Raw genomic sequence first — 26,213 nt, forward strand, 5'->3', positions numbered from 1 at the left:
AATACCCCGAGAATCCACGTGAAAGTGACATTTATTCACCACCCGCGAGCAGCGACCCGTTGCGCTTGGCGCTCTGCAAAAGGGCAAGGAAGACCGCAAAAGAGGCAACGAGCAGGACGGCGTTGATGGCGAGCGCCCACGCCATCAGGTCTGCACGGAAGACGTGATCGATCAGCAGCGATCGCATGCCTTCGAACACATAGGTCGGCGGCAACGTCCAGGCGACATATTGCAGCCAGGCGGGCAGCACCTCGACCGGATAGTAGATGCAGGCGAGCGGCATCACCGCGAACATCAGCGTCCAGACGATGCTCTCCGCCCCGAGCCCGTTGCGCAGCACGAGGCCCGAGGCGAACACGCCGACCGACCAGCTGGTGAAGATCAGATTGCAGAAGAACGCGATCAGCGGCAGCCCGATGGCATAGAAGTTGAAGCCGAAAAAGAACAGCGCCAGCAGCGTCATCGGGATCACGCCGATGGCAAGCCGGATCAGGCTCATGATCATCAGCGAGAGCAGGAACTCGATCGGCTTCAGCGGGCTCATCATCAGGTTGCCGAGATTGCGCGCCCACATCTCCTCCAGGAACGAGATCGAGAAGCCGAGCTGGCCGCGGAACAGGATGTCCCACAGGATCACCGCGCCGATCAGCGTGCCGCCCGCCTTGGCGAAGAAGCCGGACGCCTGCGAGATGTAGTTCTGCAGGAAGCCCCAGGTGATGATCTGCAAGGCCGGCCAGTAGATCAGCTCCAGCAGCCGCGGCCATGACGACATCAGGAGATACCAATAGCGCAGCACCATCGCATTGATGCGTTGCAGGGAAATGGCGCGCGGCTGATGGCTGACGATCTCGCTCATGATGTGCCCTCTGGCGCGCCCTCCCGGAGGCGGCCGCGCGCCACGTCGAGAAACACCTCTTCCAGCGTGTCGCGGTTGTAGCGCGCCATGATCCCTTCGGGGCTGTCGTCGTCCTCGATCTTGCCGCGCTTCATGATGATGACACGATCACAGAGGCGTTCCACCTCCAGCATGTTGTGCGAGGCCAGCAGGATCGTCGCGTTATGGGTCTTGCGGTAGGTCTCGAGATGCTGCCGCACCCAGTCGGCCGTATCCGGGTCGAGCGACGCGGTCGGCTCGTCGAGCAGCAGCAGGTCCGGCTCGTTGATCAACGCCTTCGCCAGCGCGACGCGGGTCTTCTGCCCAGCGGACAGCTTGCCGTTGGAGCGGTCCAAGAATTCCTTGAGATCGAGATCGGTGGCGAGCTGGTCGATCCGCTCGCGCAGGTGCTTCACGGCATAGAGCCGACCGAAAATGGTCAGGTTCTGCCGCACCGTGAGCCGCATCGGCATGTCGACATAGGGGCTCTCGAAATTCATCCGGCCGAGCACGTCGTAGCGCTGCTCGGGAATTTTGGCACCGAGCACCGCGACGCTGCCCGAGGTCGGCAGCACCAGACCCATGATCATTGCGATGGTCGTGGTCTTGCCGGCGCCGTTGCCGCCGAGCAGGCCGGTGATGCTGCCGCGCGCGATGCGGAAGGAGATGTCGTCGACCGCGCGGGTGGTCTTGTAGACCTTGACCAGATGCGCAACGTCGATCGCGACCGATCCGCCCTGATCGGCCACCTGGTTGGCCGCAGCCGCTTCATTGGCCGCAGGCGCTTGCGCCTGTCCTGTCCCGCGCTGTTGCATATGGCCGTCATTGAGCCATTGCGACAATAAGCGCAAGGCTTGCTCCGCGTCCTTGCGCTAAGTCGCGAATTTGTGCGCCGCCCACGGCACAGCTAAAGTCCAGGCATGACCGACGTCGCTTCCGATTTCCGCCAACCCCGCCGCTATGTCCGCCTGGATACGATCCTGCGGCTGCGCTGGCTCGCCGCGCTCGGCCAGCTCGTCGCGATCTTCATCGTGGCCCAGGGACTGGAATTCGACGTACCGATCGTGCCCTGCGTCATCATCGTGACGTTCTCGGCGCTGCTCAATCTGGCGCTGCAGATCGCGTTCAACCCGATGCAGCGGCTGGAGCCGGCCTATGCCGCGGCCCTGCTCGCCTTCAACATCGTCGAGCTCGGCGGCCTGCTCTACTTCACCGGGGGCTTGCAGAACCCGTTCTCGTTCCTGTTCCTGGCACCGGTCCTGATCTCGGCCACGGTGCTGCCGATCCGCCTGACCATCGCGCTCGGCTGCCTTGCGGTCGCCTGCGCCTCGGCGTTGTTCTTCTACCACCTGCCGCTGCCCTGGGATAACGACGATCCGCTGGTGCTGCCGCCGATCTATCTGATCGGCGTCTGGCTCTCGATCCTGCTCGCGATCGGCGTCACCAGCCTTTACGCGTTCCAGGTGACCGAGGAGGCGCGCCAGCTCTCCGATGCGCTTGCCGCAACCGAGCTGGTGCTGACGCGCGAGCAGCATCTGACCCAGCTCGACGGCCTCGCCGCCGCCGCCGCGCACGAACTCGGTACGCCGCTGTCGACGATCTTCCTGATCTCGCGCGAGCTCGAGAAGACCGTGCATGACCCGGCGATCGCCGGCGATCTCAAGACGGTGCGCGAACAGGCGCAGCGCTGCCGCGACATCCTGAGCAAGATTGCGCAATTGTCATCGAGCGGCGCGCCGTTCGACACCATGAAGTTGTCGACCCTGATCGAGGAGGCGGTCGCGCCGCATCGCGATTTCGGCATCAACATCAAGGTGCGGCTTGCTGTCGCAGCAACGCGCGAACCGGTCGCCGCGCGCAATCCCGCGATCCTTTATGGCGTCGGAAACATTCTCGAAAATGCGGTCGATTTCGCGCACCAGACCGTCGAGGTGAACGCCTGGTGGAACGCCGAAACCATCGAGATCGTGGTCTCCGACGACGGCCCGGGCATCGCGCCCGACATGCTGAAGCGGATCGGCGAGCCGTATTTGTCGCGCCGCCGGGGCGCCGATGAGGCCCAAAATGCGCGTGGCGGCTTGGGCTTGGGCGTTTTCATCGCAAGGACGCTGCTGGAACGCACCGGCGCCAAGGTCTCGTTTACCAATCGGCCCTTCCCCGATCACGGCGCCGTGGTGCAAATCGTGTGGCCCCGCGAGCGCTTCGAGGAAGCCGCACCTAGTGACGAAACCGAATCCTGAGAACGGTTCTTAATCGCAGCTCTGGCATACCGGATGCAGCACACTTTCCGGAACGGCACGCGACTTTCGGCTGCCTTGGCAGCGCCGCAGTAGGCCCCCATATATTGGGTGTCTGCCACAGGGAAAAATGGATCGTGAACGCCATCACTGAACTGAATGACCATGCCGACCGCTCGCTCCTCATTGTCGAGGACGACAAGCCGTTCCTGGAACGCCTGTCGCGTGCGATGGAGACGCGCGGGTTCGCAGTGAAGTCATGCGACACGGTGTCTGATGGCCTCGCCGAGATCGGCCGCGCCGCGCCCGCTTTCGCGGTCGTCGACCTCCGCCTCGGCGACGGCAACGGCCTCGACGTCGTCTCGGCGTTGAAGCGCAAGCGCCCCGAAGCGCGTGCGATCGTGCTGACCGGCTACGGCAACATCGCCACCGCCGTCACCGCGGTGAAGATGGGCGCCGTCGACTATCTGTCGAAGCCCGCCGACGCCGACGACGTCGTCGCAGCGTTGCTCGCGACCGGCACCGAGAAGTCCGAGCTGCCGGCCAATCCGATGTCGGCGGACCGCGTGCGCTGGGAGCACATCCAGCGCATCTACGAGATGTGCAACCGCAACGTCTCGGAGACCGCGCGCCGTCTCAACATGCACCGCCGCACCCTGCAGCGCATCCTCGCCAAGCGCGCGCCACGCTAAGCGATAGGTTCATAACGTTTCGCGATGGCCGGGCTCGTCCCGGCCATTTGCTTTTGTAGGACGGGTCGAGTGCAGCGTCCCCTCAGTTTTCGTCGCGGCACGAGGCGACGAGTCTCGCTTCTATCACCGTCACCCTGAGGAGCGCGCTCTTGCGCGCGTCTCGAAGGGTCGACGGCCCGGCTCGTGGCCGATTCATCCTTCGAGACGCCGCTTCGCGGCTCCTCAGGATGACGGATCACTTGATCTAAAACTCGTGCCCCTGCGGGTCGACCAGCCGGTTGATGCGCTGCGCTGCAGCCATCGCAAAGCGCACCGTCATCGCCTTGCGGGTGGCTGCAGGCAGGCGATGCTCGGGCGCCTCGCAATGCAGATGCGCGCCATAGGCGTCGGCGATGATCAGGCCGGTGTCCGTGGGGAATATCTCGCACGGCAGATCCTGCGTGAAGGCGAAGAACAGCCGGTCGCAATGCATGCGGTAGTCCTGCCATTTCTGGTCGGCGCGCAAATCCTCGATCGACGACTTGATCTCGACGATCCAGATCTCGCCGCGCTCGTTCAGCGCGACCAGATCGGCCCTTCGGCCGGACGGCAGCGGCAACTCACTAATGCAGGAAAATCCAAGCGATCTCAGAAGCCTTGCCGTGCCGCGCGCGATCGCAAGCGCGGTCTCCGACTGGCGTCGGTCGGGCGCGGGCACGAGCGCGATCTGGCGGGCGGGTGACTCCATCCAAGGAGATTAGCCGATTCCATAACCCAACGGCAGCGCCGGAATCGGCCGCAAATTCGCACCCAAGCCGCCGCGATTCCGGCCTCAAGCCACCGCGAAGCCGGTGGAACCTTGGTTCCGAGGGACGAAACCACTGGAGGAGAGACCCATGCGGTCACGCATCACACTTCGCTCGTTCGTCTTCGCTCTCGCAACCCTTCCGCTGTCCGCCGGACTCTCGTCGGCCATCGCCAAGCCCGTGGTCGAAGTCGCCTTCGTGCTCGATACCACGGGCTCGATGGGCGGATTGATCGAGGGCGCCAAGCGCAAGATCTGGTCGATCGCGACAGCGATCGTCGATTCCAATCCCGACGCCGATATTCGCATGGGCCTCGTCGCCTATCGCGACATCGGCGACGACTATGTCACCCAAAAGGTCGAGCTGACGCGCGACATCCAGGACCTCTATGCCAATCTGCTGGACCTGAAGGCGCGCGGCGGCGGCGACTGGCCAGAAAGCGTCAACGAGGCGCTCGACGTCGCCGTCAACAAGATGCAGTGGACGCAAGGCCGCGACGGCACGCGCATCGTGTTCCTGGTCGGCGACGCGCCGCCGCATATGGACTATGCGCAGGACACCAAGTACCCGGTCACGCTCGCGGTCGCCAAGCAGCGCGACATCATCGTCAACGCCGTGCTCGCCGGCAATGCGCAGGATACCGAGCGGGTGTGGCGCGACATCGCGCAGCACGGCAACGGCGAATTCATTCCGATCCCGCAGGATGGCGGCCAGATCGTCACCATCGAAACGCCGTTCGACGAGGACATCATCATCCTGCAGCGCGAGATCAACGGCACCGTGATCCCCTACGGCCCGCGCGCGATGCAGAAGCGCACGGAATCCAAGACCCAGCAGCTCGCGAGCGTCGCCGCCGCTTCCCCGGCACGCGCCTCGGAGATGGCAAGCTTCATCAACAAGCGCGCCAAGGTGACGTCGGAGGCAGTCACCGGCGACGGCGACCTGGTCGCCGACGTTGCTGCCGGCCGCAAGGAGATCGCCAAGATCAACGACGAGGATCTGCCGGACAATCTCCGCGCCATGAAGCCGGAAGCGCGCACCGCCGAGATCGACAAGCAGATCACCCAGCGCAAGACGCTGAACGAGAAGCTCGCCGCGCTGGTCGCCAAGCGTGACAAATACGTCGCCGAGCACCGCAAGAGCGCGCCGAAGGCCTCATCGTTCGATCGCGTGGTCGAGGATACGCTGAAGGCGCAGATCAAGCGGTAGCAACACGGCTCGGGGTGTCGTCCTGCAGCTTGCGGAGCGACACTCCGGCCAGGAACCCGCCGCCGCCTCGCCGCTTATCCCCCGGCCCCGCCGGAGAGGATAGCCTGGTGATCGACGACCTCTGGTACAAGAACGGCGTGATCTACTGCCTGTCCGTCGGCAGCTATATGGACGCCAACGGCGATGGCATTGGCGATTTCAGCGGCCTGCTGCGACGTCTGGATTACCTGAACGGGCTCGGCATCACCACGATCTGGCTGATGCCGTTTCAGACTTCGCCCAACAGGGACGGCGGCTACGACATCTCGGACTATTACGGCGTCGATCCGCGCTACGGCACGCTGGGCGATTTCGTCGAATTCACCCATGGCTGCCAGCAACGCGGCATCCGCGTGATCATCGACCTCGTCGTCAATCACACCTCGGATCAGCACGCCTGGTTCAGGTCCGCGCGGGGCTCGAAGGACTCGCCCTTCCGCGACTGGTACGTCTGGTCGGACAAGAAGCCGGCGAACGCCAACACCGGCATGGTGTTTCCCGGCGTTCAGAAATCGACCTGGACGCGCGACAAGCAGGCAGGCGCCTGGTACTTCCATCGCTTCTACGATTTCCAGCCGGACCTCAACACATCGAACCCGCACGTGCAGGCCGAGATCCTCAAGATCATGGGGTTCTGGATCCAGCTCGGCGTCTCCGGCTTCCGCATGGACGCCGTGCCCTTCGTGATCGCGACCAAGGGCGCCTCAGTGCGCAAACCGGTCGAGCAATACGACATGCTGCGATCGTTCCGCGAATTCCTGCAATGGCGACAGGGCAACGCGATCATCCTCGCTGAAGCCAATGTGCTGCCGGAGACGGACATGGAGTATTTCGGGCGCGACGGCGACCGTATGCAGATGATGTTCAACTTCCACGTCAATCAGCATCTGTTCTACGCGCTGGCATCGGCCGATACGAAGCCGCTGGCGAAGGCATTGACGGCGACCAGGCCACGGCCTCCGACCGCGCAATGGGGTCTGTTCCTGCGCAACCACGACGAGCTCGACCTCGGCCGCCTCACCAAGGCGCAGCGCGAGACGGTGTTCAAGGCGTTCGGTCCCGACAAGAGCATGCAACTCTATGACCGCGGCATAAGGCGGCGCCTTGCGCCCATGCTGGGCGGCGACCGGCGGCGCCTGGAGCTCGCTTACAGTCTGATGTGCACGCTGCCCGGCACGCCCGTGATCCGCTACGGCGACGAACTCGGCATGGGTGACAATCTCGATTTGCCCGAGCGCGCTTGCGCGCGCACACCGATGCAATGGTCGACCGAGCCGCACGGTGGCTTTACCGAGAGCGATCGGCCATGTGTGCCCGTGATCGACGAAGGTCCCTATGGCTATGAACACGTCAACGCCGCCAAGCAGCGACGTGACCCGAATTCGATGCTGAACTGGACCGAGCGTATCATCCGCATGCGCAAGGAAGTCCCCGAGATCGGCTGGGGAGACTTCAAGGTTATCAGCAGCCGAAATCCTGCCGTCCTGATCATTCGTTACGACTGGCGCAACAACTCGGTGCTGTTCGTGCACAACTTCGCGGAAAAGCCGCTCGAGATATCATTCAACGTGGGGCTGCCTGACGACGCCGGCAATCTCCTTGTCAATCTCCTGACCGAGGATCACAGCCGCGCCGACGATGGCGGCCGTCACAAGCTTCTGATCGAGGCCTATGGCTATCGCTGGTACAGGGTCGGCGGGCTCGACTATCTGCTGAAGCGCAGCGATATCGATACCAAGGAGCCCCGCACATCCCGCTAATCATCCTGATGCGGGCCGAGGATCACGCCCTCATTGCCGCGCAGGTCGAGCACGCCTTCGATCTTCTCGCCTTGCCGGTCCATGAAGGTCGACAGCAGGACCTCGTTGCTGAAGCCGATCGCGCTGGAGGAGACCGACGCAGGCGCCGCGCCGAAATTCAGCGCGATCACGACGACGCCCTCGGCGCCGCGCCGCCGGTAGAGCAGCACGTCGCCGTGTGCCGCCACCGGCTCGTAGCTGCCATGGACGAGCTGTGGCAGCTTTCGCCGCAGCGCGATCAGCGCCTTGTAGAGGTTGAGGATCGACGCCCTGTCCGCTTCGAGGCTTGCGACATTGTCGCTTGCAAAATCCGGCGCCAGCGGCAGCCACGGCTTTGCCGTCGAGAAACCGGCATAGCGCTCGGCGCTCCATTGCATCGGCGTGCGGCAGCCGTCGCGGCCGACGCCGATGCCTGGCACGTTCTTCTCGAAGGGATCACGCACCTCGCCAGGGGCGATCGCAACCTGGCGCATGCCGATCTCGTCGCCGTAATACAGCGTCGGCGTGCCGCGCAGCGTCAGCAGCAGCATCGCCGCGACCGGTGCCTGCGCAGGTCCCACCCGGCTCGCCACCCGCGGCCGGTCGTGATTGCCGAGCACCCAGTTCGGCCACGCCCCCGGCGGCAGCGCTTTCTCATAATCGGCGATGATCTGTTCGACCGCGCGCGCACTCCACAGGGTCGACAGCAGCGCGAAATTGAACGGCATCTGCGCGCCGCGCAGATCGTTGCCGTAGTAAGCGACCAGCCGATGCAGCGGCAGGTAGATCTCGCCGATCAGCACGCGGTTGTCGAACTCCTCGGTGACGCGGCGCATCTCGGTGATGACGGCGTGCACCTCGAGCTGATCGGTCGAATACTGCGTCAGCACCTTCTCATGCGGCGGCCGGCCCCCGCGATAATGCGGGTTCGGCGGATTGTCGCGGAATTCGGCATCCTTGATCAGGTGCCAGATCACGTCGACACGAAAGCCGTCGACGCCCTTGCGCAGCCAGAAGCGCATCACATCATAGATCGCGTCCCTGACCTCGCGATTGCGCCAGTTGAGATCCGGCTGCTGCGCGAGGAAGGCGTGATAGTAATATTGGCCCGAGGCCTCGTCATAGGCCCAGGCGCTGCCGCCGAACTCCGACAGCCAGTTGTTGGGCGGACCGCCATCCGGCGCCGGATCGCGCCAGATGTACCAGTCGCGTTTCGGGTTCTCGCGCGAGCTCTTCGCCTCGATGAACCACGGATGCTGATCCGATGTATGGTTCGGCACCAGATCGAGGATCAGCTTGAGGCCGGAATCGTGCGCGGCCGCGACCAGCGCGTCGAAATCCTCCATGGTCCCGAACAGCGGATCGATGCCGGTGTAGTCGGAGATGTCGTAGCCGAAATCGGCCATCGGCGACGGGAAGATCGGCGACAGCCAGACCGCATCGACGCCGAGCCGGGTCAGATAAGGCAGCCGCGCGATGATCCCCCTGATATCGCCGACGCCGTCGCCATCGCTATCTCCGAACGAGCGCGGATAGACCTGATAGAAGATGCCGCGCCGCCACCAGTCGCTGTTGTCCTGATCCATCCCGTCCCCCTCGCTCGTCGCCCCGTGTCCCCGGGGTTGTCCGCAGGTTCAGGGATGACGCACAATTCGGGACAGAAAAATGGCGATGCAGCGCGTCAGTGCCGGGCGATCGCCAGCTGATAGATGGTGATCAGCACCTCGAACAGGATCAGGAAGACGATGATCAGCTCCAGCCGCAGCGAGCGGCTGGTGTCGATGATGTCGGTCAGCACCTGCGCGGTCTCGGCCACGACGGCGAGCTTGCGGTTCAGCGATTCCGCGCGCTCCTTCAATTCGTATTCGTCCTCGAGGCGGGCATAGAGGCGTTCGAGCTGCGGCTTGTCCCAGAGGGTGTCGGGCTTCTCCGACACCTCGACCGGGCCGGCCACGCGATGCCGCACCAACAGTGCGTTGCCGATGTGCTTGAGGATCGCGACCCGGCCACCACGGACCTGGCCGCCCTTGGCGAGTTCGCGCGCCAACGGCTCGGTGGTGTCGAACACGGCTCGAACCTCGCGCTCATGCCGCGCCAGCACCACGCTCTTGGCCAGCGCTTCGCCGACCAGGATCAGCCGTTCCGGCGACAGGCTTTGCAGATAGATCGGGCCGCCCGGCGGAATCTGGTCCTCCTTCTCGGCGGCGAGTTCGATGATCGCGATCTCCTCCTCGCGTCGCGTGAACAGTCCGGTCATGCGCGATTGCAGGCTGCGCAGGAATTCATCCTCCTCCAGCGCATTGAGACCGATCAGGACGACGACGCCGTAGCGAAACAGGATCGCTACACCATTGTCATTGACGCGAAACGCGAGCGGCGTCGTGGCCAGCACGTCGCCGCGCTCGAGGCCGGACGTGTTGATGCGATCCGCGACGAAGAAGGCGCGGGCGGTGGTCCGGGGTCCGCCGAGCGGTGAGTTGGGAGCCTGGGTCATGAAGTTCCGGACTGCGAGGACTTAAACTGGTGATCGAGAGCAACCTTATACCGGCCTGCTCACGGACCTATTGTGCTGGAGGTGACCTTATCACGGTCCGTTTTGGGATCACACGCCACGGCAAAAGCAATTCCCGTGCGTGTTGACGGCGTATCCCGGAAGCCTATGGTGCCCCCATGAACGAGACAACCGACACCAAACCGAAGGCCGGCGCGATCATCGTGCCGGTGACGCTGTTCGAGCAGAACTGCACCATCATCTGGCACGAGCCGACCAAGAAAGCCGTGGTGATCGACCCTGGCGGCGACGTGCCGAAGATCCAGGCGGCGATCAAGCAGACCGGCGTGACGGTCGAGAAGATCTGGCTGACCCACGGCCATATCGACCATGTCGGCGGCGCCGCCGAATTGCGCGACGCGCTGCAGGTCAAGATCGAGGGCCCGCATATCGCGGACAAGCATCTGCTCGACAACGTGGTCTCGAGCGGCGAGCGCTTCGGCATGACCGGGGTGCGCAATTTCGGCCCCGACCGCTGGCTCGACGAGGGCGATCAGGTCTCGATCGGCGACCTCACCTTCGACATCCTGCACTGCCCCGGCCATTCGCCGGGCAGCGTGGTGTTCTTCAACAAGGAGCTGCGCTTCGCCCATGTCGGCGACGTGCTGTTCGCCGGCTCGGTCGGGCGCACCGACCTGCCCGGCGGCAGCCATCCGACGCTGATCCAGTCGATCAAGCAGAAACTGCTGCCGCTCGGCGACGACGTCGGCTTCATCTGCGGCCATGGCGCCGGATCGAGCATCGGCCAGGAGCGGATGACGAACCCGTTCCTGACCGGCGAGATGTAGGCGCTAGAGCCCGGTTCTGACTGAATCAGAACCGGGCTCTCGATTCTGGTTTTGACGCGTTTTCTTCACGCGAACCGGTTTCCACTTCGCTCGAAAACGCTTTAGGGCTCCTTCATCAGCCCCGCGGCGGTCAGCGCGCGGGTGATAACGCGGCCGACATTGACGCTCCTGCCCTGCGGCTTGGCCTGCTGCTTGCCTTGCTGTTTTCGCGGCCGCCCGCTGCGACGGCCGGAGGCAGGCTCGGGCTCGGCCGCGGGCAGCGGTATCGTCATCGAGATCGTGTCCGCGCGCTCGCGCGGGATCCCGGTCGGCGCGATCTGCGGCTGACGGACCTTGTCGGTGAGGCCGAAGAAGCTCGCGATGTGATAGGACGAGGAGATGCCGGCCTCGATCAGGAACGCGCCCTCCACGCCATAGCGCTCGTCATTGCCGGCAAGCCCGAGCGGCGTGCCGTGCGCCATGTCGGTGATCGAGTAAGACTCGACCAGTGTCTCGCCGTCGGCATTCCACCAGACCTCGCGCGGATGGCCGTCGACTTCCGACTTCGACATCGCCGTCAGCGGCAGACCGTGAAGGTCGAGCCACTGCCGGACGATCGCATCGCCATTGCCCGGATGCACGGTACGATCGGCGCTGCCGTGCCACACCGAGATCCTCGGCCAATCACCCGTGTGCTTGGACGCATTGCGCACGAGATCGCCGAGCTCCGGCGCCGACAATGCGCTTCCCTGCATCATGGCACCCAGCGCCTCACGCAGATTGCCGGCGACGCCGAACGGCAATCCCGCGATGATGGCGCCGGCCGCAAACACATCCGGATAGGTCGCGAGCATGACGGTCGCCATCGCGCCGCCGGCGGAAAGCCCCGTCGCGAACACCCGGCGCGGATCGATCTTGTGCGCACCAGCGATGTGTCCGACCATCTCCCTGATCGATGCGGCTTCGCCTTGGCCGCGCGCGACGTCTTCCGGATCGAACCAGTTGAAGCAGGTGTTGGCGTTGTTGGCTGACTGCTGCTCGGGCATCAACAGCGCGAAGCCGTAATGCTTCGCCAGCGTCGACCAGCCGGCGCCGAGATCATAGGACGCGGCGGTCTGGCCGCAGCCATGCAGCACCACGACGAGCGCGGGCGATCGCGCCAGCTGCTCGGGCACGTATGAGAACATCTTCAGCGCGCCGGGATTGGCGCCGAATTCGGTCGTCTCGACAAGCGGCGTCGGCACGGCCGGCGCAAGCGCGCCAAGACCGCTGAACGCGTTCATCTTGGGCAGATGACGCAGAAATTCGACGTTGTTGATCAGGGACAACAGCAACTCCTGAGGTGATTCATTCTTCTGTGTCACCCGAACAGATAATTGCTGCACTGCGAAATAAAAAGGCCGTGTGCTGTCTTCCCCTGCGGAATAGTGAGAATCGGCGTTAACGCGTGATCGGAACCGGGCACGATGCGGAGCGCTCGAAATAGTTGCCTTAGCACCTTGTTCGAGCATGAACTTTTCAAAAATGACGCACCACGCGCCTGCGATTCATGCGGTCGCGCGGCGCATCCATGACAGAAATGCGGCTGAAATAATGATCGACAGCACAAACAATGCGCATGCCGCAAACAGCGCCAGACGTGCTGACGTCGCGCTCTCCACAGCGAAGAACACCGCGCCGATCGCGGCGACGCCGGCCGCGTTGCCGATCTGCGTCGTCGTGCCATACATGCCGGAGCCGGCACCGGCGCTCGCGGGCTTCACGCTCGACAGCACCGCGCTCGACAGCGGCGCCATCACGAGACCCTGACCATAGCCGAATATGACGAGCATCAGTGCGAGCAGCAGCGCTGATGGTGCAGCGATCGCCTGAACCGTCGCGACCAGTACGGCGAGTCCAACGATCTGCAGCGCGCAGCCCTCGATCAGCACCAGCGTGCCGCGATGCTTCGCGCGCACGCTGCTGTGCCGCGAGGCGATCACGAAGGTCAGCGCCAACGGCACGAACACCAACCCGGCCGCTAGCGGCGGGATCTGCAAGCCCTTCTGCATGAACATGGTCATGATCAGATAGAACGACAGGTTGGCGAAGAAGAAGAAAAACACCGCGACCAGGCCGCGCATGAAGGCGCGATCGGACAGCAGCGACAGATCGATCAGCGGCATGCCGCCACCGCGCGCGACGCTGCGCTCGAGCTGCACGAAGGCTGCGATGACGGCGATGCCGACAGCCATCGCCAGCCAGACCCACGCTGTCCAGTCGAAATCGTGGCCGAACAGCAGCGGGCCGATCAGGCAGAGCAGGCCGACAAACAGCACGATGGCGCCGGGAAGATCGAGCCGCGTGCCGGCGCGGCGCGGTACCGTCGGCATGATCTTCAGCGCCGCGGCGATGATGATGGCGCCGAACGGCACGTTGACGAAGAACACCGCACGCCAGCCGAGGCCGGCAAGATCGAGCGTCACCAGCACGCCGCCGAGCATGAAGCCGGCCGCGCCGGCAAGCCCCAGCACGATGCCGTAGATGCCGAACGCCCGCGCCCGGGCGGCATCGGAGAACAACAGATGCAGCGTCGCCAGGACCTGCGGCACCATCAGCGCCGCGGTCGCGCCCTGCGCCAGCCGTGCGACGATCAGCTCGGGTCCGGACTGCGCGAGACCACACCACAGCGAGGTCAGCGAGAAGCCGGCGACGCCGGCGATGAACACGTTCCTTGTGCCGTGGATATCGCCGAGCCGGCCGCCGGTGACCACCAGCGTCGCGTAGGCGATCAGATAGATCGCGATCACGGCCTCGATCTGCGCCGGCGTCGCGTGCAGCTCCGCCGCAATGGTCGGGATCGCGACGTTGACGATGAAGGCATCGACACCGAACATGAATTGCGCCGACACCACGATCGCGAGCACCCACCAGCGGCGGGAGGTGTCCGCGTGCGTCGAAACGATCTGGTGCATGCCCTGTCCTGCCCGAAATGACGTTACGGCCGACATCAGCAGATTCCGGTCATCGGCTCGATTACCTCGGACGTAAGCGTTGGTTCACGGGCACGTCATCCGTGGCAATCCCGCACCTGCCCGCGCCCCGCCGCGCAATTTGCGTTGACGCGCTGGGAAACATTCCGGAGGGCGGCAATCGCAGCCGATTTGCGCAACAACCATGCCGCAGCCGCAGCCTCGGAGCATTGCCTTGCCACGGGCCACCCCGTAGGTTGGCGGAAAGCCCCCGATAACAATAATCCGGAGAGAACGACCTATGGCGCGCCTCAAGTTCGGAGCCTTCCTCGCCCCGCATCATCCGATCGGCGAGCATCCGATGCTGCAATTCCGCCGCGACCTCGATTTCGTCGAGCAGCTCGACGCGCTCGGTTACGACGAATTCTGGTGCGGCGAGCACCATTCCTCGGGCTGGGAGACCATCGCCTCGCCGGAAATGTTCCTGGCCGCCGCCGGCGAGCGCACCAAGCGCATCAAGCTCGGCACCGGCGTGATCTCGCTGCCCTATCACCATCCCTTCAACGTCGCGCAGCGCATGGTGCAGCTCGACCACATGACCGGCGGCCGCGCCATCTTCGGCTCCGGCCCCGGCGCGCTCGCCTCCGACGCCCATACGCTCGGCATCGACCCGATGACCCAGCGCGACCGCCAGGACGAGGCGATCGCGGTGATTCGCCGCCTGTTCAACGGCGAGCGCGTCACCGCCAAGACCGACTGGTTCGAGATGCACGACGCCGCGCTGCAGATCCTGCCGCTGCAGGAGGACATGCCGTTCGTGGTGGCCTCGCAGATCTCGCCGTCGGGCATGACGCTCGCCGGCAAGTACGGCATCGGCATCATCTCGCTGGGCTCGATGTCGACCCAGGGCCTGATGGCGCTGCCGCAGCAGTGGCAATTCGCCGAGGACGCCGCCGCGAAGGCCGGCACCACGGTGAGCCGCGCCAACTGGCGCGTGCTGCTGTCCTGGCACATCGCCGAGACCCGCGAGCAGGCGCGGCGCGAGGCCGGCGCCGGGCTGATGCGCTGGCACAACGAATATAATGTCGGCACCTTGATGCGGCCGGGCCTGACCGCGTTCGGCTCTGCGGATGAAGCCGTCGACAAGACCGCCTTCGTCGAAGGCGCCGCCTCGACCATCGGCACGCCGGATGATCTGATCAAGATGATCAAGAACCTGGTCGACGTCTCCGGCGGCGTCGGCTCGATCATCGGCTTTGCCCATGACTGGGCCAATCCGGAAAACACCCGCCGCAGCTGGGACATGGTCGCGCGCTATGTCGTGCCGGAGATCAACGGCTATATCGATGGCCTGCGCAAGTCGCGCCAGTTCGTGATCGACAACCGCGCCGTGTTCGAGCGCGCCGGCCAGGCCGTGATGGCCAAGATCATGCAGAACGACAAGGCCGCCGCCGCGCTTCAGCATACCGGCACCGGCCGCGTCGCGATCCCCGCCGTGAATGCGCCCGATCTCGCGAAGGCGGCGGCGAAGCAGAAGGTGTAGGGCAAGGGCGTCCTGCCGTTCGTCCCGTCATCCTGAGGAGCGCGAAGCGCGTCTCGAAGGATGCACGGCCATGGTCGGGCCGTCGTGCTTCGAGGCTCGCTTCGCTCGCACCTCGGCATGACGGAGATGGGTAGCGCACGCGACCGCCTCCAGACGTCGTCCCGGCCTTCGCTGGGACGACGATGAGGATGGGGCGCGGTCCAAACAGCGCCGTGTCATCGCCCGGCTCGGGCTATGACAGTTGTGGCGGAGACGCAGCTTCGCGTTCTCGCGCCGCCGTCGGGTTAACTTGTCGCAGCCCGACCAGGCGGACACCTCGATCACGATCGAATTCCCACCGGCATTCCGAGACGGCCCGCTCTCTCCCGACGCTATCTGCCCTCGTGCCCCAGCGCCTGAAACTTGATCTCGTCCACCCGCGAGAGCACGAACTGCAGCAACGGAGAACGGTTACTCTCATTGTAGCCGATCACCAGATCGACCATGGGCGGCGCGCCCTGAATTGGGCGGCTGACGATGGTTTTCGGGATCAGGTTCTGCGCATAGAGCGGAAGAAGGCTGATGCCGCCGGTAGAGGCGATCAGCGAAACGGCCATGGCTAGGTTTTCTGCCTGGTGCGCGGCCTCGATCGCCAACCCGTGCCGCTTGAAGAAGTCATCGATCGCAGCGCGCAGCGTCGGCGCCCTTGCCAGGGAAACGCCGATGTAGCTCTGGCCCATCAGATCCTTCGGACGGACCGCGGAGCGTGCCGCAAGCGGATGGTCTCGTGGCATCATGGCCAGGATCGGATCATGGCGGAGCAACTTGAACTGAAGACCCGCCGTGCTCTTCTCCGGACGCATGAACGCAAGATCGAGCTTACCCCGCGTAAGTGCCGCAGCGAGGTCGGGCGAGTCCTCGCTGCGGATCGTGATTTCCGTGCTGGGCAGCTTGCCGCGCAGGATATTCATGACCGCCGGAAGCCAGTCCATCTCGTAGCCGGTGAGAAACCCGATCGAAAAGGCCGATTTCGCCGGCTGGGCAGCACGCCTCGCGGCTTCCGCGGCGGCCTCGACCTGCAGCAGCGCCACTCGCGCATGGTCGAGGAAGACGCGACCCGATGGCGTCAGTTCGATGCCGCGCGGTCCGCGCACGAACAGCTGCACACCGAGCTCCAGCTCCAGGTCGTGAATCTGGCGGCTCAGTGATGGCTGCGCGGTGTGCAGGCGCTTTTGCGCCGCGACCGAGAGGCTGCCCTCCTCAGCCACGGCGATGAAATAACGGAGATGTCGTAGCTCCATAGCTATCCCTCAAAAGTATGGCTCAGACCCTACGAAGTCTTTCTCAAAGAAGCCAGCCCCTCCTAAATCTCCTGTCCAGGAAGCCACACCAGCGCAACAGCCTTCGGGGCCCCGCTGCGGAAGGCTTAGCGAACCAGGCCGCTAAAGCATATCGGCCGCATCAACTGGAGAGAAATATGACCAAACCCGTTGTCCTGATTACAGGTGCCCTTACCGGTATCGGCCGCGCCACGGCGCTCGCCTTCGCCCGCGAGGGCGCCAACGTGGTGATTTCCGGTCGCCATGCCGATGCAGGGCGTGCGCTGGCGGAAGAACTCCGTTCGCACCGCGCCGATGCGGAATTCGTCCGCGTCGACGTCCGGCGCGAGAGCGACGTTGCGGCATTGGTCGAGCAGACGATCACGCGCTTCGGCCGGCTCGACGTGGCAGTCAACAACGCGGGCACGGAAGGCACGCCGGGCCCGGTGACCGAGCAGACCGCGGAGGACTACGCAGCGACGTTCGACACCAACGTCCTCGGCGTTCTGCTGTCGATGAAGCACGAACTCCGGGTCATGCAGCCACAAGGCTTCGGCAGCATCGTGAACATCTCGTCGACCATGGGCAGCCGCGGCGCGCCGAACGCTTCCCTCTACGTCGCCAGCAAACATGCCGTCGAAGGCTTGACGAAATCCGCCGCGCTGGAGGCGGCAGCCTTCGGCGTTCGCGTCAACGCGATCGCACCGGGCCCGATCGAGACCGCGATGCTCGACCGGTTCACGGGCTCCGCCGACCGGAAGGCCGGGCTGGTCGCGGGAATTCCGCTGAAGCGCGCGGGGCGCCCCGAGGAGCTTGCGGACGCCATCCTGTTTGCAGCTTCGAGCAAGGCGTCGTTCGTCACCGGCCAGATCATCAGCGTCAACGGCGGCAAGACCGCCGCGTGAACACCCCCGATAACAATCCAACCAGGAGAACAATCATGACCGACCTCATCAGCCGAACTGCTCTCGTCACCGGTGCCTCCCGAGGTATCGGCCGCGCCACCGCCCGCGCACTCGCGCTCGCCGGCGCCCGCGTTATCGTTCACTACGGCAATTCGGCCGAGGATGCGCATTCCCTGGTCGCGGAAATTCGCGAAGCCGGGGGGCAGGCCGACGCCGTCGGCGCCGATTTGTCCGCATCCGATGGCGCGCAGAGGCTCGCCGCCGAGGTGCGCAAGCTCGTCGTCGGCCAACTCGACATTCTCGTCGCCAACGCGGGAATTGCGGTACCCGCCACGATCGAAGCGCAGACCGTCGAAGATTTCGATCGCATGTTCGCGGTCAACGTCCGGGCGCCATTCTTCCTGGTGCAGCAGTTGCTGCCCCTATTGGGCGACGGCTCCAGCATCGTGATGACGTCGTCATTGGCGGCGCGCGCCGCGGTTGGGCAATTGTCGGCGTATTCCGCCACCAAGGGCGCGATCGACACGATGGTGAAGCACTTCGCCTCGCTGCTCGGACCGCGCGGCATCCGCGTCAATGCCGTGGCACCGGGCATCATCGACACCGACATGTCGGAATTCGCCAGGACGGAAGAAGGCCGCGACTACGCGCTCAAGATGCAAGCCCTGCAACGAATCGGCCATGCCGACGACGTCGCCGACGCGGTGACCTTTCTCGCTTCGAATTCCGCCCGCTGGGTGACCGGCGACACCATCCAGGTCGGCGGCGGCTCAAAGCTTTGACTCGGGAGATCCGTCATGAAGCTCTATCAGTCCTCCGCCTCGCCCAACTCGCGCCGCGTCCGAATCTATCTCGCCGAGAAGGGCATCACGATGCCCTTCGTGCCGGTCGATCTCGCCTCGCGGGAACAGTTCTCCGATGCTTACGCGGCAATCAACCCGCGACGCGTCGTGCCGGCTCTCATGCTCGACGATGGGACAGCCATAGCGGAAGTGCCGGCGATCATCGGCTATCTCGAAGAAACGCATCCGGAGCCGCCGCTGCTCGGAGGTTCGCCCAAGGAGAAAGCGACGGTCACCATGTGGGAGCGCCGAATGGAGCTGGAGGGCTTCGCTTCGGTCATGGAGACCGTGCGCAACGGAGCCCCCGGCCTCAAGGGGCGGGCAATCGCAGGTTCGCATGGCTACGATCAGATTCCCGAACTGGTCGTCCGTGGCCGGCGTCGGATCGCCGATTTCTACGGCGATCTCGAGGCGCGACTATCCGAGACGCCGTTCGTTGCGGGTGACGCGTTCAGCATCGCCGACATCACGGCGATCGTCGCAATCGACTTCGCCGGCAAGGCCCTTGGATTATCCACGCCGGAAGAGCACGGGGCGACGCGCCGTTGGTACGATTCTGTCGCTTCGCGCCCCAGCATGACGGCCTAGACCTGGAATTCCACGGCAAGAACCGGAGTTTGGCCGATTGGAATCGGACGTAGACGCTCTCCCGGGTCGCTGGCGACACCAGCGACCTCCTACGAGTCTGATCAAGGAGCCACCCGAATGAGCAAGCAAGAAGACAACAAGGCGGTCGTCGGCCGCTGGTTCACCGAGTTTTGGGGCAAGTCCGTCAACCTCGGTGTGATCGACGAGATCGCCGCGCCCGACATGCTGTTGAAATATTCGCTGCACGAGCCTCGCCGCGGACGCGACGACATCAGGGCGTTCATGACCGATTTCCGCGCCGCGTTCCCCGATCTCAATTTCTGGGGGACGGCCGACCTGATCGCCGAGGGCGACTATGTCGTCGGTCGGTGGGAAGGCGGCGGCACCCACACGGGGCCGGCCTTCAAGGACTTCCTGATCGGCGATCTGCCGGCCGCGACCGGACGCAAGATGCACTTCAGCGGGACAACCGTGCTGAAGGTCGTCAACGGCAAGATCGTCGAGGAGATCGGTCTCGACGACGGTGTCGCCGCGCTGACGCAACTCGGGTTGCTGAAGGCTGCGTAATCGGCGTGGCCGAGAACAGACGAGGCCCGCGCCGATTTGCGGGCCTCGTTTGTCCCGTCCGGATTTGAAGGCAAGGATCGGAGTGTGTCCTCGGAAACCGGGTGGCAGTGTTGGCCGTCCCGTGGCGTGATGCAATCGATGGACGTGAACCTCAAAAGGCCCGAGCAATCGAAACTGCCTCCCGTCGCCGCCGATCCGCGATGGGCGCGGGTTCTTGCACGCGACAGGACCGCGGACGGCGAGTTCTGGTATTCGGTCGCGACGACCGGCGTCTACTGCCGGCCCTCGTGTCCTTCGCGCACCGCCAATCCCGGGAATGTTCAGTTCCATGACACTCTGGAAAGCGCCAGGGCGACCGGCTTTCGGCCGTGCCGGCGCTGCAATCCGGACGGGCTGTCGATCGAGGCGGAAAATGCCGCGCTTGTCGTCAAGGCATGCCGTCTTGTCGAGGAGAGAGAAGAAGAGCCTTCGCTCGAAGAGCTGGCTGACGCGGTCTGCCTGAGCCCGAGCTACTTCCACCGCATGTTTAAAGCGGCGACCGGCCTGACGCCCAAAGCGTACGCCGCGGCCTTCCGCGCCAGGAAGGTTCGCGAAAATCTCGTCTCGGGAAACAGCGTCACGGAAGCGATCTATGACGCCGGGTTCAATTCAAGCGGCCGCTTCTACGAAAAATCCACCGGCATTCTCGGCATGACGCCATCGCAATACCGCGCAGGTGGCGCGAATGAGGAGATCAAGTTTGCGATCGGCCAGACTTTTCTCGGCGCCATTCTTGTCGCGTCGAGCACGAAGGGCGTTGCCGCGATCCTGCTGGGCGATGATGCGGAGGCGCTGCTCCGCGATCTGCAGGACCGCTTCCCGAGCGCCTGCCTGATTGGCGCCGATCAGGACTACGAGGCCATCGTCGCGCGCGTTGTCGGTTTCGTGGAGGCACCGCAACTCGGCCTCGATCTGCCGCTCGATGTCCGCGGCACCGCCTTCCAACAGCGTGTCTGGCAGGCGCTCCAGGAAATTGCCGTCGGCGAGACCGTCACCTATGCCGAACTCGCGCAACGTATCGGGGCCTGCAAGTCGGTACGTGCGGTCGCCGGCGCTTGCGCCGCAAACAAGCTCGCTGTCGCCATTCCCTGCCACCGCGTGGTCCGCACGGATGGCTCCGCTTCAGGTTACGCGTGGGGCGTTGAACGAAAGCGCGCCCTGCTCGACCGGGAGGCATCGCAGAAGGTCCACGTGCCCGACCGTCGAACCTGAACTGAAGCCATGAACGTTCCGGAGCCCGCCATCCAGCACGAGCACAACAACGGGAGTGTCGGGTCGCGCGCCGCCCGCCATTCGGTCATGACAAGCAATCCAGATCGGGCGGACAGACGGCCGCGGATGTTTGGTGCCGACGCTCGCCGGGACAAGGAATGCCGCTGACGATGGATCCGCGCTCCGCACCGAAGAAGCCGCTTGATAGGTCAGAGCGTGTCGAGACGACGTTCGATGCGATTGCAGCCCTGATACCGTCCGATCTCGCCAAGATCAAAGTGATGGCCCATTTCCGCAAACTCGTCGCAAACGGATTCGCGGAATGGCAAGCGCTGGACAATGGGACCGTCCGCCTGCAGCTCGCCACGGGCGAGACGTATCTCCTCGAACACACCACGATCACGCGCATCGCGTGATCGGTGATCGCAGATTCTGATCTTCGTCGGCCAGGCGTCGACGCGCCTGTTTTTTCATCGGCGGCTCAAGACCTTTCTCGATTTGAAAGCAAGCATCGGAGTTTGACGCAACTGGCTTCCCCGTACATTCGGTCATGAGACAGATGAAGGAGACGATCCATGAATCTCATGCCACACGCCAGGCCCTCGGCCGACCTCGCCACCACCACCGCTGACGTCCTCTTCTACGCGACCGGCGGCTGCGCATTCGGCACGGTCCTGATCGCACGCAGCATCAAGGGCGTTTGTGCCATCCTGCTCGGTGATGACGCCCGCGCACTGGAAGATGATCTCGCGAGACGCTTCCCGCATTCCACGCTCGTTCCGAACGAGGTGATGGTTCGCGACGACCTGGCGAAGGTGGCACGCTATGCCGACAAGCCGTCCGTGGGCCTCGATCTCACGCTGGATATGCGCGGCACGCCGATCCAGCGCCGCGTATGGAACGCGCTTCGTTCGATCCCGCTCGGCGAGACCAGGAGCTATATGCAAGTGGCTCGCCTGATCAACGGCGCCTATCCCCAAGCCACCGCGCGCATCGTCGCGAACGCCTGCGCCGCCAATCCGCTCGCGCTCGTCATTCCCTGTCACCGCGTCATTCGCACCGACGGCGAACTCGCCGGCTATTGCTGGGGCCTCGAGCGCAAGCGCGTGTTGCTCGAAAAGGAAGCCAGCGCATGAGGCGCAGCGCCGCCTGCGGCGTTGACGGCCGGCTCGTTCGCGAAAAGAGGACGTCATGAAACTCGCTCTGATGACAGATGAGACGATCGGGCTCGTCGTAACCCTTCCCAATGGCCCCCAGATCATCGACATCGCGAGGAGCGCGGGCGTCTTTGTGCCGCACGATCCGCTGTCGAGCGGGCTCTTGAACGGCGCATTCAAGGATGGCGCCGACTGGCCGTCGATCCTCAAGCACTGGGAGCGTTTGCAATGGCCACTCAGGCGGCTCGCTCTCATCGCGGAAAGCTGCCCGGACCACCCGAGCCTTGTCGTTCAATCGCTTGCCGATCGGCAGCTGAAAGGCGAGTCGGCCATTCCGATCGTCGCCATCGACATCACAGATATGCAGCCGTTGGACGAACGGGATCCGACCGGCTGGCGTGCGATGAAGCGGCAGTTCGTGACACCGTCGCAGGAAGCTGTTGAAGCGGACCCGACTGCCACGGCGGAGACGGCTCAAGTCATCGGCTTCGCGCGCCCGAACAAGGACGAGTCCTCGAAGCGGTGACGCGCCGTCTTGCGCGCCCGAAGACAAGGACCGGTGCGGTCCGGCCCGATCGAAAGCTCAGTCGCTTGTGTTCGCACCGCAACGGCTTTTGCACGCGGCGGCCTCGGCCGTGCATTGGGCAACGCAGGCTCCGGACAAGCCGCAACTCGTCGCGCACGAATAGTTGGCTGAGTTGCAGGTTGCGACGCACTTCGTCGGCACATCTCGTTGCGCCACTTGACGCCTTTCGAGCAAGGAAGCGGCATTGCTTGAGACTGCTCCCGACAGCAACAACACCAGTGCTAGCGTTATCCGCATGAGATGCTCCCGGACACGATCTGCCGCAACATCGGCCGCCGCAGTCGCTTTCGCACTCCGGTTCTTGCTTCCAAAACGGTTACGCCGCCGCCCCGATCCCGACGACGTCGATGCCGTCGACGCGGCCGCGGATCGGCAAGGTGCCGAGATCGCTCACCGGAAACGGCGGCGGCGCGGCAAAATGCGCCATCGCCGCGCGCGAGGCGAGGAAGCCGCCGTCGACCTTGCGGCTCAGCTCCTCCAATCGCGCCGCGGTGTTCATGACATCGCCGTTGAACACGATCGCGCGCTTGATGTCGCCGATCTCGCCGACGATCACCGGACCGAAATGCAGGCTGCCGCGGATCTGCGGCACCGCGCCGAACTCGCGCTCGAACTGCGGCGCCGCCTTTTGCAACGCGCTCCGCATCGCCAGGAAGCAGCGCAGCGGCCGGCAATCGACCGCGCCGTGCTGCTCCGGCCAAGTGACGATGATTTCGTCACCGATGTAATTCAGCACCTCACCGCGATAATCGACCACCGACTGCGTCAGCAGGCGGAAGGTGCGGTCGAGGAAGCGATGGATGCCGATGCCACCGAGCCGTTCGGCAAGCCCGGTCGACCCCGCGATGTCGACGAACAGCACGAAGCGATCTTCCTCGACCGGCGTGTGGTAGCGTCCGGTCACGAAGTTCATGAAGGCGCGCGGGCCGATCAGATTGGCGATCGCGAAGCCGAGGTTGATCAGCACCGAGACGCTCGCGGAGTAGGCGAAGCCCCACCAGAAATCTCCAAACGAGGCCCCTAGCGGGATCCCCGCGATGCGCTCGCCCGGGTGCATCAGCTGGATGCCGATGATGATGGCGGCGTAGACCGCGCTGCGCACCGCCAGATTGGCGAGAAAGGACAGGCGGCTGAGCCAGTCCCAATCCTCGAGCACGAACAGTTCGACCGCCCCGATGATTGCGCCAAGCAGGAAGCCGTAGACGGCGCCGGTGATCAAAGGCGCCGCTCCGCTGCCATGGGTGAGGCCAACCGCGATGCCGGACAGGGTGCCAACCACGATCACGGCGGCAAGACGGTGCAGCTTCCGCTCGAGCCTGGCGCTGACGCGGGGGAGCTGTCGGGGGGAGCTCGCCAAATCGACCATTGCCATCTTCCTCCCCGCGTCGTTGCGAGATGCGAAGCGACGAAGCGTCAAGGCTTGCTTCGCTTCGCCCGCAATGACGGATGCTGCTGCTCTATCCCGCCCCCTGATCGAACGCCTTGCGCAGCGCGACATAGCCCGCCTGCTGCTGGCTCCAATTGCGGCCGCCGGTCATGGCGCCGTCGACGACCAGGTCATGGCCATTGATGAAGCTCGACTCGTCGCTCGCCAGGAACACCGCGGCATGCGCGATGTCGTCGGGCAGGCCCGCGCGCGGGATCGGCTGCGCCGCCTTGTAGACCTCGCGCATCACGGCCGGGGTCTGCTCGGCGGCTTCGGTCGACAGCCCCAGCGCCTTGCCGAAAATGCCGGTGGCGATCGCGCCGGGCGAGATCGAGTTGACGCGGATGCCGGACTCGCCGAGCTCCATCGCCACGCATTTGGTGAAATGAATCACCGCGGCCTTCGCAGCGCCATAGACCATCGATGAGGAGAAGCCGGCGAGCCGGCCGGCGATGCTGCCATTGTTGATGATGCTGCCGGACCCCTGTCTGCGCATGATGGGCGCGGCATGCTTCATGCCGAGCATGACGCTGCGTACCAGGGTTGCCATCGCGGCGTCGAACCGCTCGACGTCGAGGCCCTCGATGCCGCCGGTCTGCGCCGGGCCGCCGGCATTGTTGAACAGGCAGTCGATCCGGCCGAACTTCTCCACCGCAAGCGCAATCAGCGCCTGCATCTGCGCCTCGACCGTGACGTCGGTCTGGCGAAACACACAATTGCTGCCGAGCTGGCGCGCCAGTGCCTCACCCTCCGGCGCGCGGCGCCCGGCAATCACGATCCTCGCGCCCTCCGCAACGAAGATTTCGGCCGTGCGCAACCCGATGCCGCTCGTCGCCCCGGTAATCACCGCGACCTTGCCGTCCAACCGTCCCATGCCAGTCCCCCGACTTAACTTCTGACTTTAGGGATATTCCCCAGCCGCGCCTGACGACGCAAGCGCAGGCGCGGTTAACGGCGGGCGAGGTCCACCTGTGGCTAGAAGGCCACAACTGCGGTTTTTCGGTCGCAGCGGCCTTATTTTGGGGCGCCTGTTCACGTGAACTGGAACGACCGATGGCGAAGTGGATCGACGATTTCTGGGCGGGTTGGCGGGGTGATGCGCAGCCATCGCTGCTGCTTGCGGTCACCTTCGCCGTGCTCTGTCTCGTTTTGGCCACGGCCGCGCGCTTCGGGCTCGCCCAGATCAGGCCGGATGTGTTCTTCACGCCCTATTTCCCGGCGGTTTTCTTCGCGACTGCCTTCGGCGGCTTCCGGATCGGGATCGCGACCGCGCTGGCAAGCGGCCTGCTCGGCGTCGTGCTCAATTTCAGCAGCGGGCACGCCGATCCGGCGCGCTTTGCGCTGCTGATGATCTTCTGGGTGGTATGCGGCATCGCGATCTGGGGGGTGGAGCACTATCGTTCCCTGGTCGCGCAGCAGCGCGAGGTGTCCAAGCGGCTGATCGAGGAGGAGCAGTACCGCAAGATCGTGGTCGACGAACTGCAGCACCGGCTGAAAAACAAGTCCTCGACCATTCATGCCGTGCTGCATCAGGCGCTGCAGGACCGGCCCGACGTCTGGCAGCGTATCGACCATCGCATCCGCGCGCTCGCGGCGACCGACGATCTGATCGCGCGGGTCGACGGCTATGGCTGCGATATCAAGGATTTGCTCCGCTCGGAGCTCGGGCCCTACGGCCATGTGCGGTTCAATCTCAATGGCGAGCAATTGTTCCTGCCCGCCAAGCTCGCCGTCTCGCTGGCGCTGATCTTCCACGAGCTCGCGACCAACGCAGGAAAATACGGCGCCTTCTCCTCGCCGCGCGGATTTCTCCAGGTGTCATGGACGGTGGACGACGGGCGTCTCAACGTGATCTGGGACGAAACCGAGGGACCGGTGGTCGACGTCATCGGCGAAGCCGGCTTCGGCACCAAGCTGTTGAAGTCGGCGCTGCGGCCGTTCGACGGCAAGACCGAGATCAGTTACCTGAAGACCGGTGTTCACTGCACCATGCAGTGCAAGCTTCCCAACTGTTGATAAGTCGGCTTTTCGGTACACGCACATTATTTGCGCGTGTCGATGCAACCGCGCGCTCCGCAATCGCTTTCACCGGCGGCCGATACCGACATTGATACTCTGTTAATGACGATTGCCGCGACGGCTTGCGAAAGCAGCCCCGGTCTCTTTC

Annotated in this window: 25 protein-coding genes; 15 read left to right on the plus strand and 10 right to left on the minus strand. The window is 64.5% G+C overall.

Annotated features, from left to right (window positions below):
- Positions 1-31: 31 nt before the first annotated feature.
- Together XH92_RS42410 and XH92_RS42415 are read right to left on the minus strand one after the other, a co-directional pair.
- A complete protein-coding gene (locus tag XH92_RS42410; RefSeq protein WP_194457336.1) occupies positions 32-856 on the minus strand; it encodes an ABC transporter permease in 825 nt (274 codons plus the stop codon).
- On the minus strand, positions 853-1,716 hold the full coding sequence (locus XH92_RS42415; RefSeq protein ID WP_371818116.1) for an ABC transporter ATP-binding protein: 864 nt from the start codon (positions 1,714-1,716) through the stop codon (positions 853-855). Before XH92_RS42415 ends, XH92_RS42410 begins: the two co-directional genes overlap by 4 nt.
- Before the next feature lie 78 nt (positions 1,717-1,794).
- On the opposite strand from XH92_RS42415, the gene XH92_RS42420 reads away from it, so the two are divergent.
- Both XH92_RS42420 and XH92_RS42425 read left to right on the plus strand, forming a co-directional pair.
- Positions 1,795-3,114 carry an ActS/PrrB/RegB family redox-sensitive histidine kinase gene (locus tag XH92_RS42420; protein WP_194457337.1) on the plus strand — a complete coding sequence of 440 codons (1,320 nt, stop codon included), beginning with the start codon at positions 1,795-1,797 and terminating at the stop codon, positions 3,112-3,114.
- Between the two features lie 134 nt (positions 3,115-3,248).
- Positions 3,249-3,803, plus strand: coding sequence for an ActR/PrrA/RegA family redox response regulator transcription factor (locus XH92_RS42425; RefSeq protein WP_016845514.1), 555 nt, complete (start codon positions 3,249-3,251; stop codon positions 3,801-3,803).
- Between the two features lie 244 nt (positions 3,804-4,047).
- On the opposite strand, the gene XH92_RS42430 is transcribed toward XH92_RS42425, so the two are convergent.
- A complete protein-coding gene (locus tag XH92_RS42430) occupies positions 4,048-4,530 on the minus strand; it encodes an MmcB family DNA repair protein (protein WP_194457338.1) in 483 nt (160 codons plus the stop codon).
- 148 nt (positions 4,531-4,678) lie between these two features.
- Between XH92_RS42430 and XH92_RS42435 the strand changes: the two genes are divergently transcribed.
- Both XH92_RS42435 and XH92_RS42440 read left to right on the plus strand, forming a co-directional pair.
- Positions 4,679-5,797 carry a VWA domain-containing protein gene (locus XH92_RS42435; protein ID WP_194457339.1) on the plus strand — a complete coding sequence of 373 codons (1,119 nt, stop codon included), beginning with the start codon at positions 4,679-4,681 and terminating at the stop codon, positions 5,795-5,797.
- A gap of 107 nt (positions 5,798-5,904) precedes the next feature.
- Positions 5,905-7,596 carry an alpha-amylase family protein gene (locus XH92_RS42440; RefSeq protein ID WP_194457340.1) on the plus strand — a complete coding sequence of 564 codons (1,692 nt, stop codon included), beginning with the start codon at positions 5,905-5,907 and terminating at the stop codon, positions 7,594-7,596.
- Here the strand turns inward: XH92_RS42440 and XH92_RS42445 are convergent.
- Positions 7,593-9,200, minus strand: a complete 1,608-nt coding sequence (locus XH92_RS42445; RefSeq protein WP_194457341.1) for an alpha-amylase family glycosyl hydrolase — start codon at positions 9,198-9,200, stop codon at positions 7,593-7,595. The two genes, XH92_RS42440 and XH92_RS42445, sit on opposite strands and share 4 nt — an antisense overlap.
- A gap of 95 nt (positions 9,201-9,295) precedes the next feature.
- On the minus strand, positions 9,296-10,108 hold the full coding sequence (locus XH92_RS42450) for an RMD1 family protein (protein ID WP_194457342.1): 813 nt from the start codon (positions 10,106-10,108) through the stop codon (positions 9,296-9,298).
- Positions 10,109-10,284: 176 nt separating this feature from the next.
- On the opposite strand from XH92_RS42450, the gene XH92_RS42455 reads away from it, so the two are divergent.
- Positions 10,285-10,953 carry an MBL fold metallo-hydrolase gene (locus XH92_RS42455; RefSeq protein WP_194457343.1) on the plus strand — a complete coding sequence of 223 codons (669 nt, stop codon included), beginning with the start codon at positions 10,285-10,287 and terminating at the stop codon, positions 10,951-10,953.
- Positions 10,954-11,054: 101 nt separating this feature from the next.
- Here XH92_RS42455 and XH92_RS42460 read toward each other — a convergent pair whose 3' ends face one another.
- A complete protein-coding gene (locus XH92_RS42460; protein ID WP_194457344.1) occupies positions 11,055-12,260 on the minus strand; it encodes a PHB depolymerase family esterase in 1,206 nt (401 codons plus the stop codon).
- A 219-nt stretch (positions 12,261-12,479) separates the two neighbouring features.
- Complete coding sequence (locus tag XH92_RS42465; RefSeq protein ID WP_194457345.1) at positions 12,480-13,886, minus strand: MFS transporter; 1,407 nt, start codon at positions 13,884-13,886, stop codon at positions 12,480-12,482.
- A 298-nt stretch (positions 13,887-14,184) separates the two neighbouring features.
- Here XH92_RS42465 and XH92_RS42470 point away from each other — a divergent pair, with 298 nt between their 5' ends.
- The gene (locus XH92_RS42470; RefSeq protein ID WP_194457346.1) at positions 14,185-15,426 is read left to right on the plus strand and encodes an LLM class flavin-dependent oxidoreductase; all 1,242 of its coding nucleotides are present in this window, start codon (positions 14,185-14,187) and stop codon (positions 15,424-15,426) included.
- A 371-nt stretch (positions 15,427-15,797) separates the two neighbouring features.
- On the opposite strand, the gene XH92_RS42475 is transcribed toward XH92_RS42470, so the two are convergent.
- A complete protein-coding gene (locus tag XH92_RS42475) occupies positions 15,798-16,706 on the minus strand; it encodes a LysR family transcriptional regulator (RefSeq protein WP_194457347.1) in 909 nt (302 codons plus the stop codon).
- A 176-nt stretch (positions 16,707-16,882) separates the two neighbouring features.
- On the opposite strand from XH92_RS42475, the gene XH92_RS42480 reads away from it, so the two are divergent.
- From XH92_RS42480 to XH92_RS42515, 8 genes are all read left to right on the plus strand, one after another.
- Entirely contained in the window at positions 16,883-17,629 is a 747-nt protein-coding gene (locus tag XH92_RS42480; RefSeq protein WP_194457348.1) for an SDR family NAD(P)-dependent oxidoreductase, read from the plus strand.
- A 35-nt stretch (positions 17,630-17,664) separates the two neighbouring features.
- Positions 17,665-18,411, plus strand: coding sequence for an SDR family NAD(P)-dependent oxidoreductase (locus XH92_RS42485; protein ID WP_194457349.1), 747 nt, complete (start codon positions 17,665-17,667; stop codon positions 18,409-18,411).
- A 15-nt stretch (positions 18,412-18,426) separates the two neighbouring features.
- Entirely contained in the window at positions 18,427-19,059 is a 633-nt protein-coding gene (locus tag XH92_RS42490; RefSeq protein WP_194457350.1) for a glutathione S-transferase family protein, read from the plus strand.
- Positions 19,060-19,176: 117 nt separating this feature from the next.
- The gene (locus XH92_RS42495) at positions 19,177-19,626 is read left to right on the plus strand and encodes an ester cyclase (protein ID WP_194457351.1); all 450 of its coding nucleotides are present in this window, start codon (positions 19,177-19,179) and stop codon (positions 19,624-19,626) included.
- A 138-nt stretch (positions 19,627-19,764) separates the two neighbouring features.
- Positions 19,765-20,877, plus strand: a complete 1,113-nt coding sequence (gene ada / locus XH92_RS42500; RefSeq protein WP_210345527.1) for a bifunctional DNA-binding transcriptional regulator/O6-methylguanine-DNA methyltransferase Ada — start codon at positions 19,765-19,767, stop codon at positions 20,875-20,877.
- A 158-nt stretch (positions 20,878-21,035) separates the two neighbouring features.
- The gene (locus tag XH92_RS42505; RefSeq protein WP_194457353.1) at positions 21,036-21,293 is read left to right on the plus strand and encodes a hypothetical protein; all 258 of its coding nucleotides are present in this window, start codon (positions 21,036-21,038) and stop codon (positions 21,291-21,293) included.
- Between the two features lie 159 nt (positions 21,294-21,452).
- A complete protein-coding gene (locus tag XH92_RS42510) occupies positions 21,453-22,013 on the plus strand; it encodes a methylated-DNA--[protein]-cysteine S-methyltransferase (protein ID WP_194457354.1) in 561 nt (186 codons plus the stop codon).
- Positions 22,014-22,068: 55 nt separating this feature from the next.
- A complete protein-coding gene (locus XH92_RS42515; RefSeq protein WP_194457355.1) occupies positions 22,069-22,560 on the plus strand; it encodes a hypothetical protein in 492 nt (163 codons plus the stop codon).
- Positions 22,561-22,936: 376 nt separating this feature from the next.
- Here XH92_RS42515 and XH92_RS42520 read toward each other — a convergent pair whose 3' ends face one another.
- Positions 22,937-23,986 carry an adenylate/guanylate cyclase domain-containing protein gene (locus tag XH92_RS42520; RefSeq protein WP_194457356.1) on the minus strand — a complete coding sequence of 350 codons (1,050 nt, stop codon included), beginning with the start codon at positions 23,984-23,986 and terminating at the stop codon, positions 22,937-22,939.
- Positions 23,987-24,077: 91 nt separating this feature from the next.
- A complete protein-coding gene (locus tag XH92_RS42525) occupies positions 24,078-24,920 on the minus strand; it encodes an SDR family NAD(P)-dependent oxidoreductase (protein ID WP_194457357.1) in 843 nt (280 codons plus the stop codon).
- Between the two features lie 179 nt (positions 24,921-25,099).
- Between XH92_RS42525 and XH92_RS42530 the strand changes: the two genes are divergently transcribed.
- Positions 25,100-26,062 (plus strand): sensor histidine kinase, encoded by a 963-nt coding sequence (locus XH92_RS42530; RefSeq protein ID WP_194457358.1) that lies wholly within the window; start codon positions 25,100-25,102, stop codon positions 26,060-26,062.
- Positions 26,063-26,213 lie beyond the last annotated feature (151 nt).

This window comes from Bradyrhizobium sp. CCBAU 53421 (assembly GCF_015291625.1).
Lineage (GTDB): Bacteria > Pseudomonadota > Alphaproteobacteria > Rhizobiales > Xanthobacteraceae > Bradyrhizobium.

What these genes read in the sequence shown, in the direction of transcription:
- XH92_RS42465 (WP_194457345.1), bottom strand. Translation starts at nt 13,886, where the DNA reads ATGCACCAGATCGTTTCGACGCACGCGGACACCTCCCGCCGCTGGTGG.
- XH92_RS42455 (WP_194457343.1), top strand. Translation starts at nt 10,285, where the DNA reads ATGAACGAGACAACCGACACCAAACCGAAGGCCGGCGCGATCATCGTG.
- XH92_RS42430 (WP_194457338.1), bottom strand. Translation starts at nt 4,530, where the DNA reads ATGGAGTCACCCGCCCGCCAGATCGCGCTCGTGCCCGCGCCCGACCGA.
- XH92_RS42485 (WP_194457349.1), top strand. Translation starts at nt 17,665, where the DNA reads ATGACCGACCTCATCAGCCGAACTGCTCTCGTCACCGGTGCCTCCCGA.
- XH92_RS42510 (WP_194457354.1), top strand. Translation starts at nt 21,453, where the DNA reads ATGAATCTCATGCCACACGCCAGGCCCTCGGCCGACCTCGCCACCACC.
- XH92_RS42515 (WP_194457355.1), top strand. Translation starts at nt 22,069, where the DNA reads ATGAAACTCGCTCTGATGACAGATGAGACGATCGGGCTCGTCGTAACC.
- XH92_RS42505 (WP_194457353.1), top strand. Translation starts at nt 21,036, where the DNA reads ATGCCGCTGACGATGGATCCGCGCTCCGCACCGAAGAAGCCGCTTGAT.
- XH92_RS42470 (WP_194457346.1), top strand. Translation starts at nt 14,185, where the DNA reads ATGGCGCGCCTCAAGTTCGGAGCCTTCCTCGCCCCGCATCATCCGATC.
- XH92_RS42525 (WP_194457357.1), bottom strand. Translation starts at nt 24,920, where the DNA reads ATGGGACGGTTGGACGGCAAGGTCGCGGTGATTACCGGGGCGACGAGC.
- XH92_RS42530 (WP_194457358.1), top strand. Translation starts at nt 25,100, where the DNA reads ATGGCGAAGTGGATCGACGATTTCTGGGCGGGTTGGCGGGGTGATGCG.
- XH92_RS42495 (WP_194457351.1), top strand. Translation starts at nt 19,177, where the DNA reads ATGAGCAAGCAAGAAGACAACAAGGCGGTCGTCGGCCGCTGGTTCACC.
- XH92_RS42445 (WP_194457341.1), bottom strand. Translation starts at nt 9,200, where the DNA reads ATGGATCAGGACAACAGCGACTGGTGGCGGCGCGGCATCTTCTATCAG.
- XH92_RS42480 (WP_194457348.1), top strand. Translation starts at nt 16,883, where the DNA reads ATGACCAAACCCGTTGTCCTGATTACAGGTGCCCTTACCGGTATCGGC.
- XH92_RS42420 (WP_194457337.1), top strand. Translation starts at nt 1,795, where the DNA reads ATGACCGACGTCGCTTCCGATTTCCGCCAACCCCGCCGCTATGTCCGC.
- XH92_RS42450 (WP_194457342.1), bottom strand. Translation starts at nt 10,108, where the DNA reads ATGACCCAGGCTCCCAACTCACCGCTCGGCGGACCCCGGACCACCGCC.
- XH92_RS42410 (WP_194457336.1), bottom strand. Translation starts at nt 856, where the DNA reads ATGAGCGAGATCGTCAGCCATCAGCCGCGCGCCATTTCCCTGCAACGC.
- ada (WP_210345527.1), top strand. Translation starts at nt 19,765, where the DNA reads ATGGACGTGAACCTCAAAAGGCCCGAGCAATCGAAACTGCCTCCCGTC.
- XH92_RS42490 (WP_194457350.1), top strand. Translation starts at nt 18,427, where the DNA reads ATGAAGCTCTATCAGTCCTCCGCCTCGCCCAACTCGCGCCGCGTCCGA.
- XH92_RS42520 (WP_194457356.1), bottom strand. Translation starts at nt 23,986, where the DNA reads ATGGTCGATTTGGCGAGCTCCCCCCGACAGCTCCCCCGCGTCAGCGCC.
- XH92_RS42475 (WP_194457347.1), bottom strand. Translation starts at nt 16,706, where the DNA reads ATGGAGCTACGACATCTCCGTTATTTCATCGCCGTGGCTGAGGAGGGC.
- XH92_RS42435 (WP_194457339.1), top strand. Translation starts at nt 4,679, where the DNA reads ATGCGGTCACGCATCACACTTCGCTCGTTCGTCTTCGCTCTCGCAACC.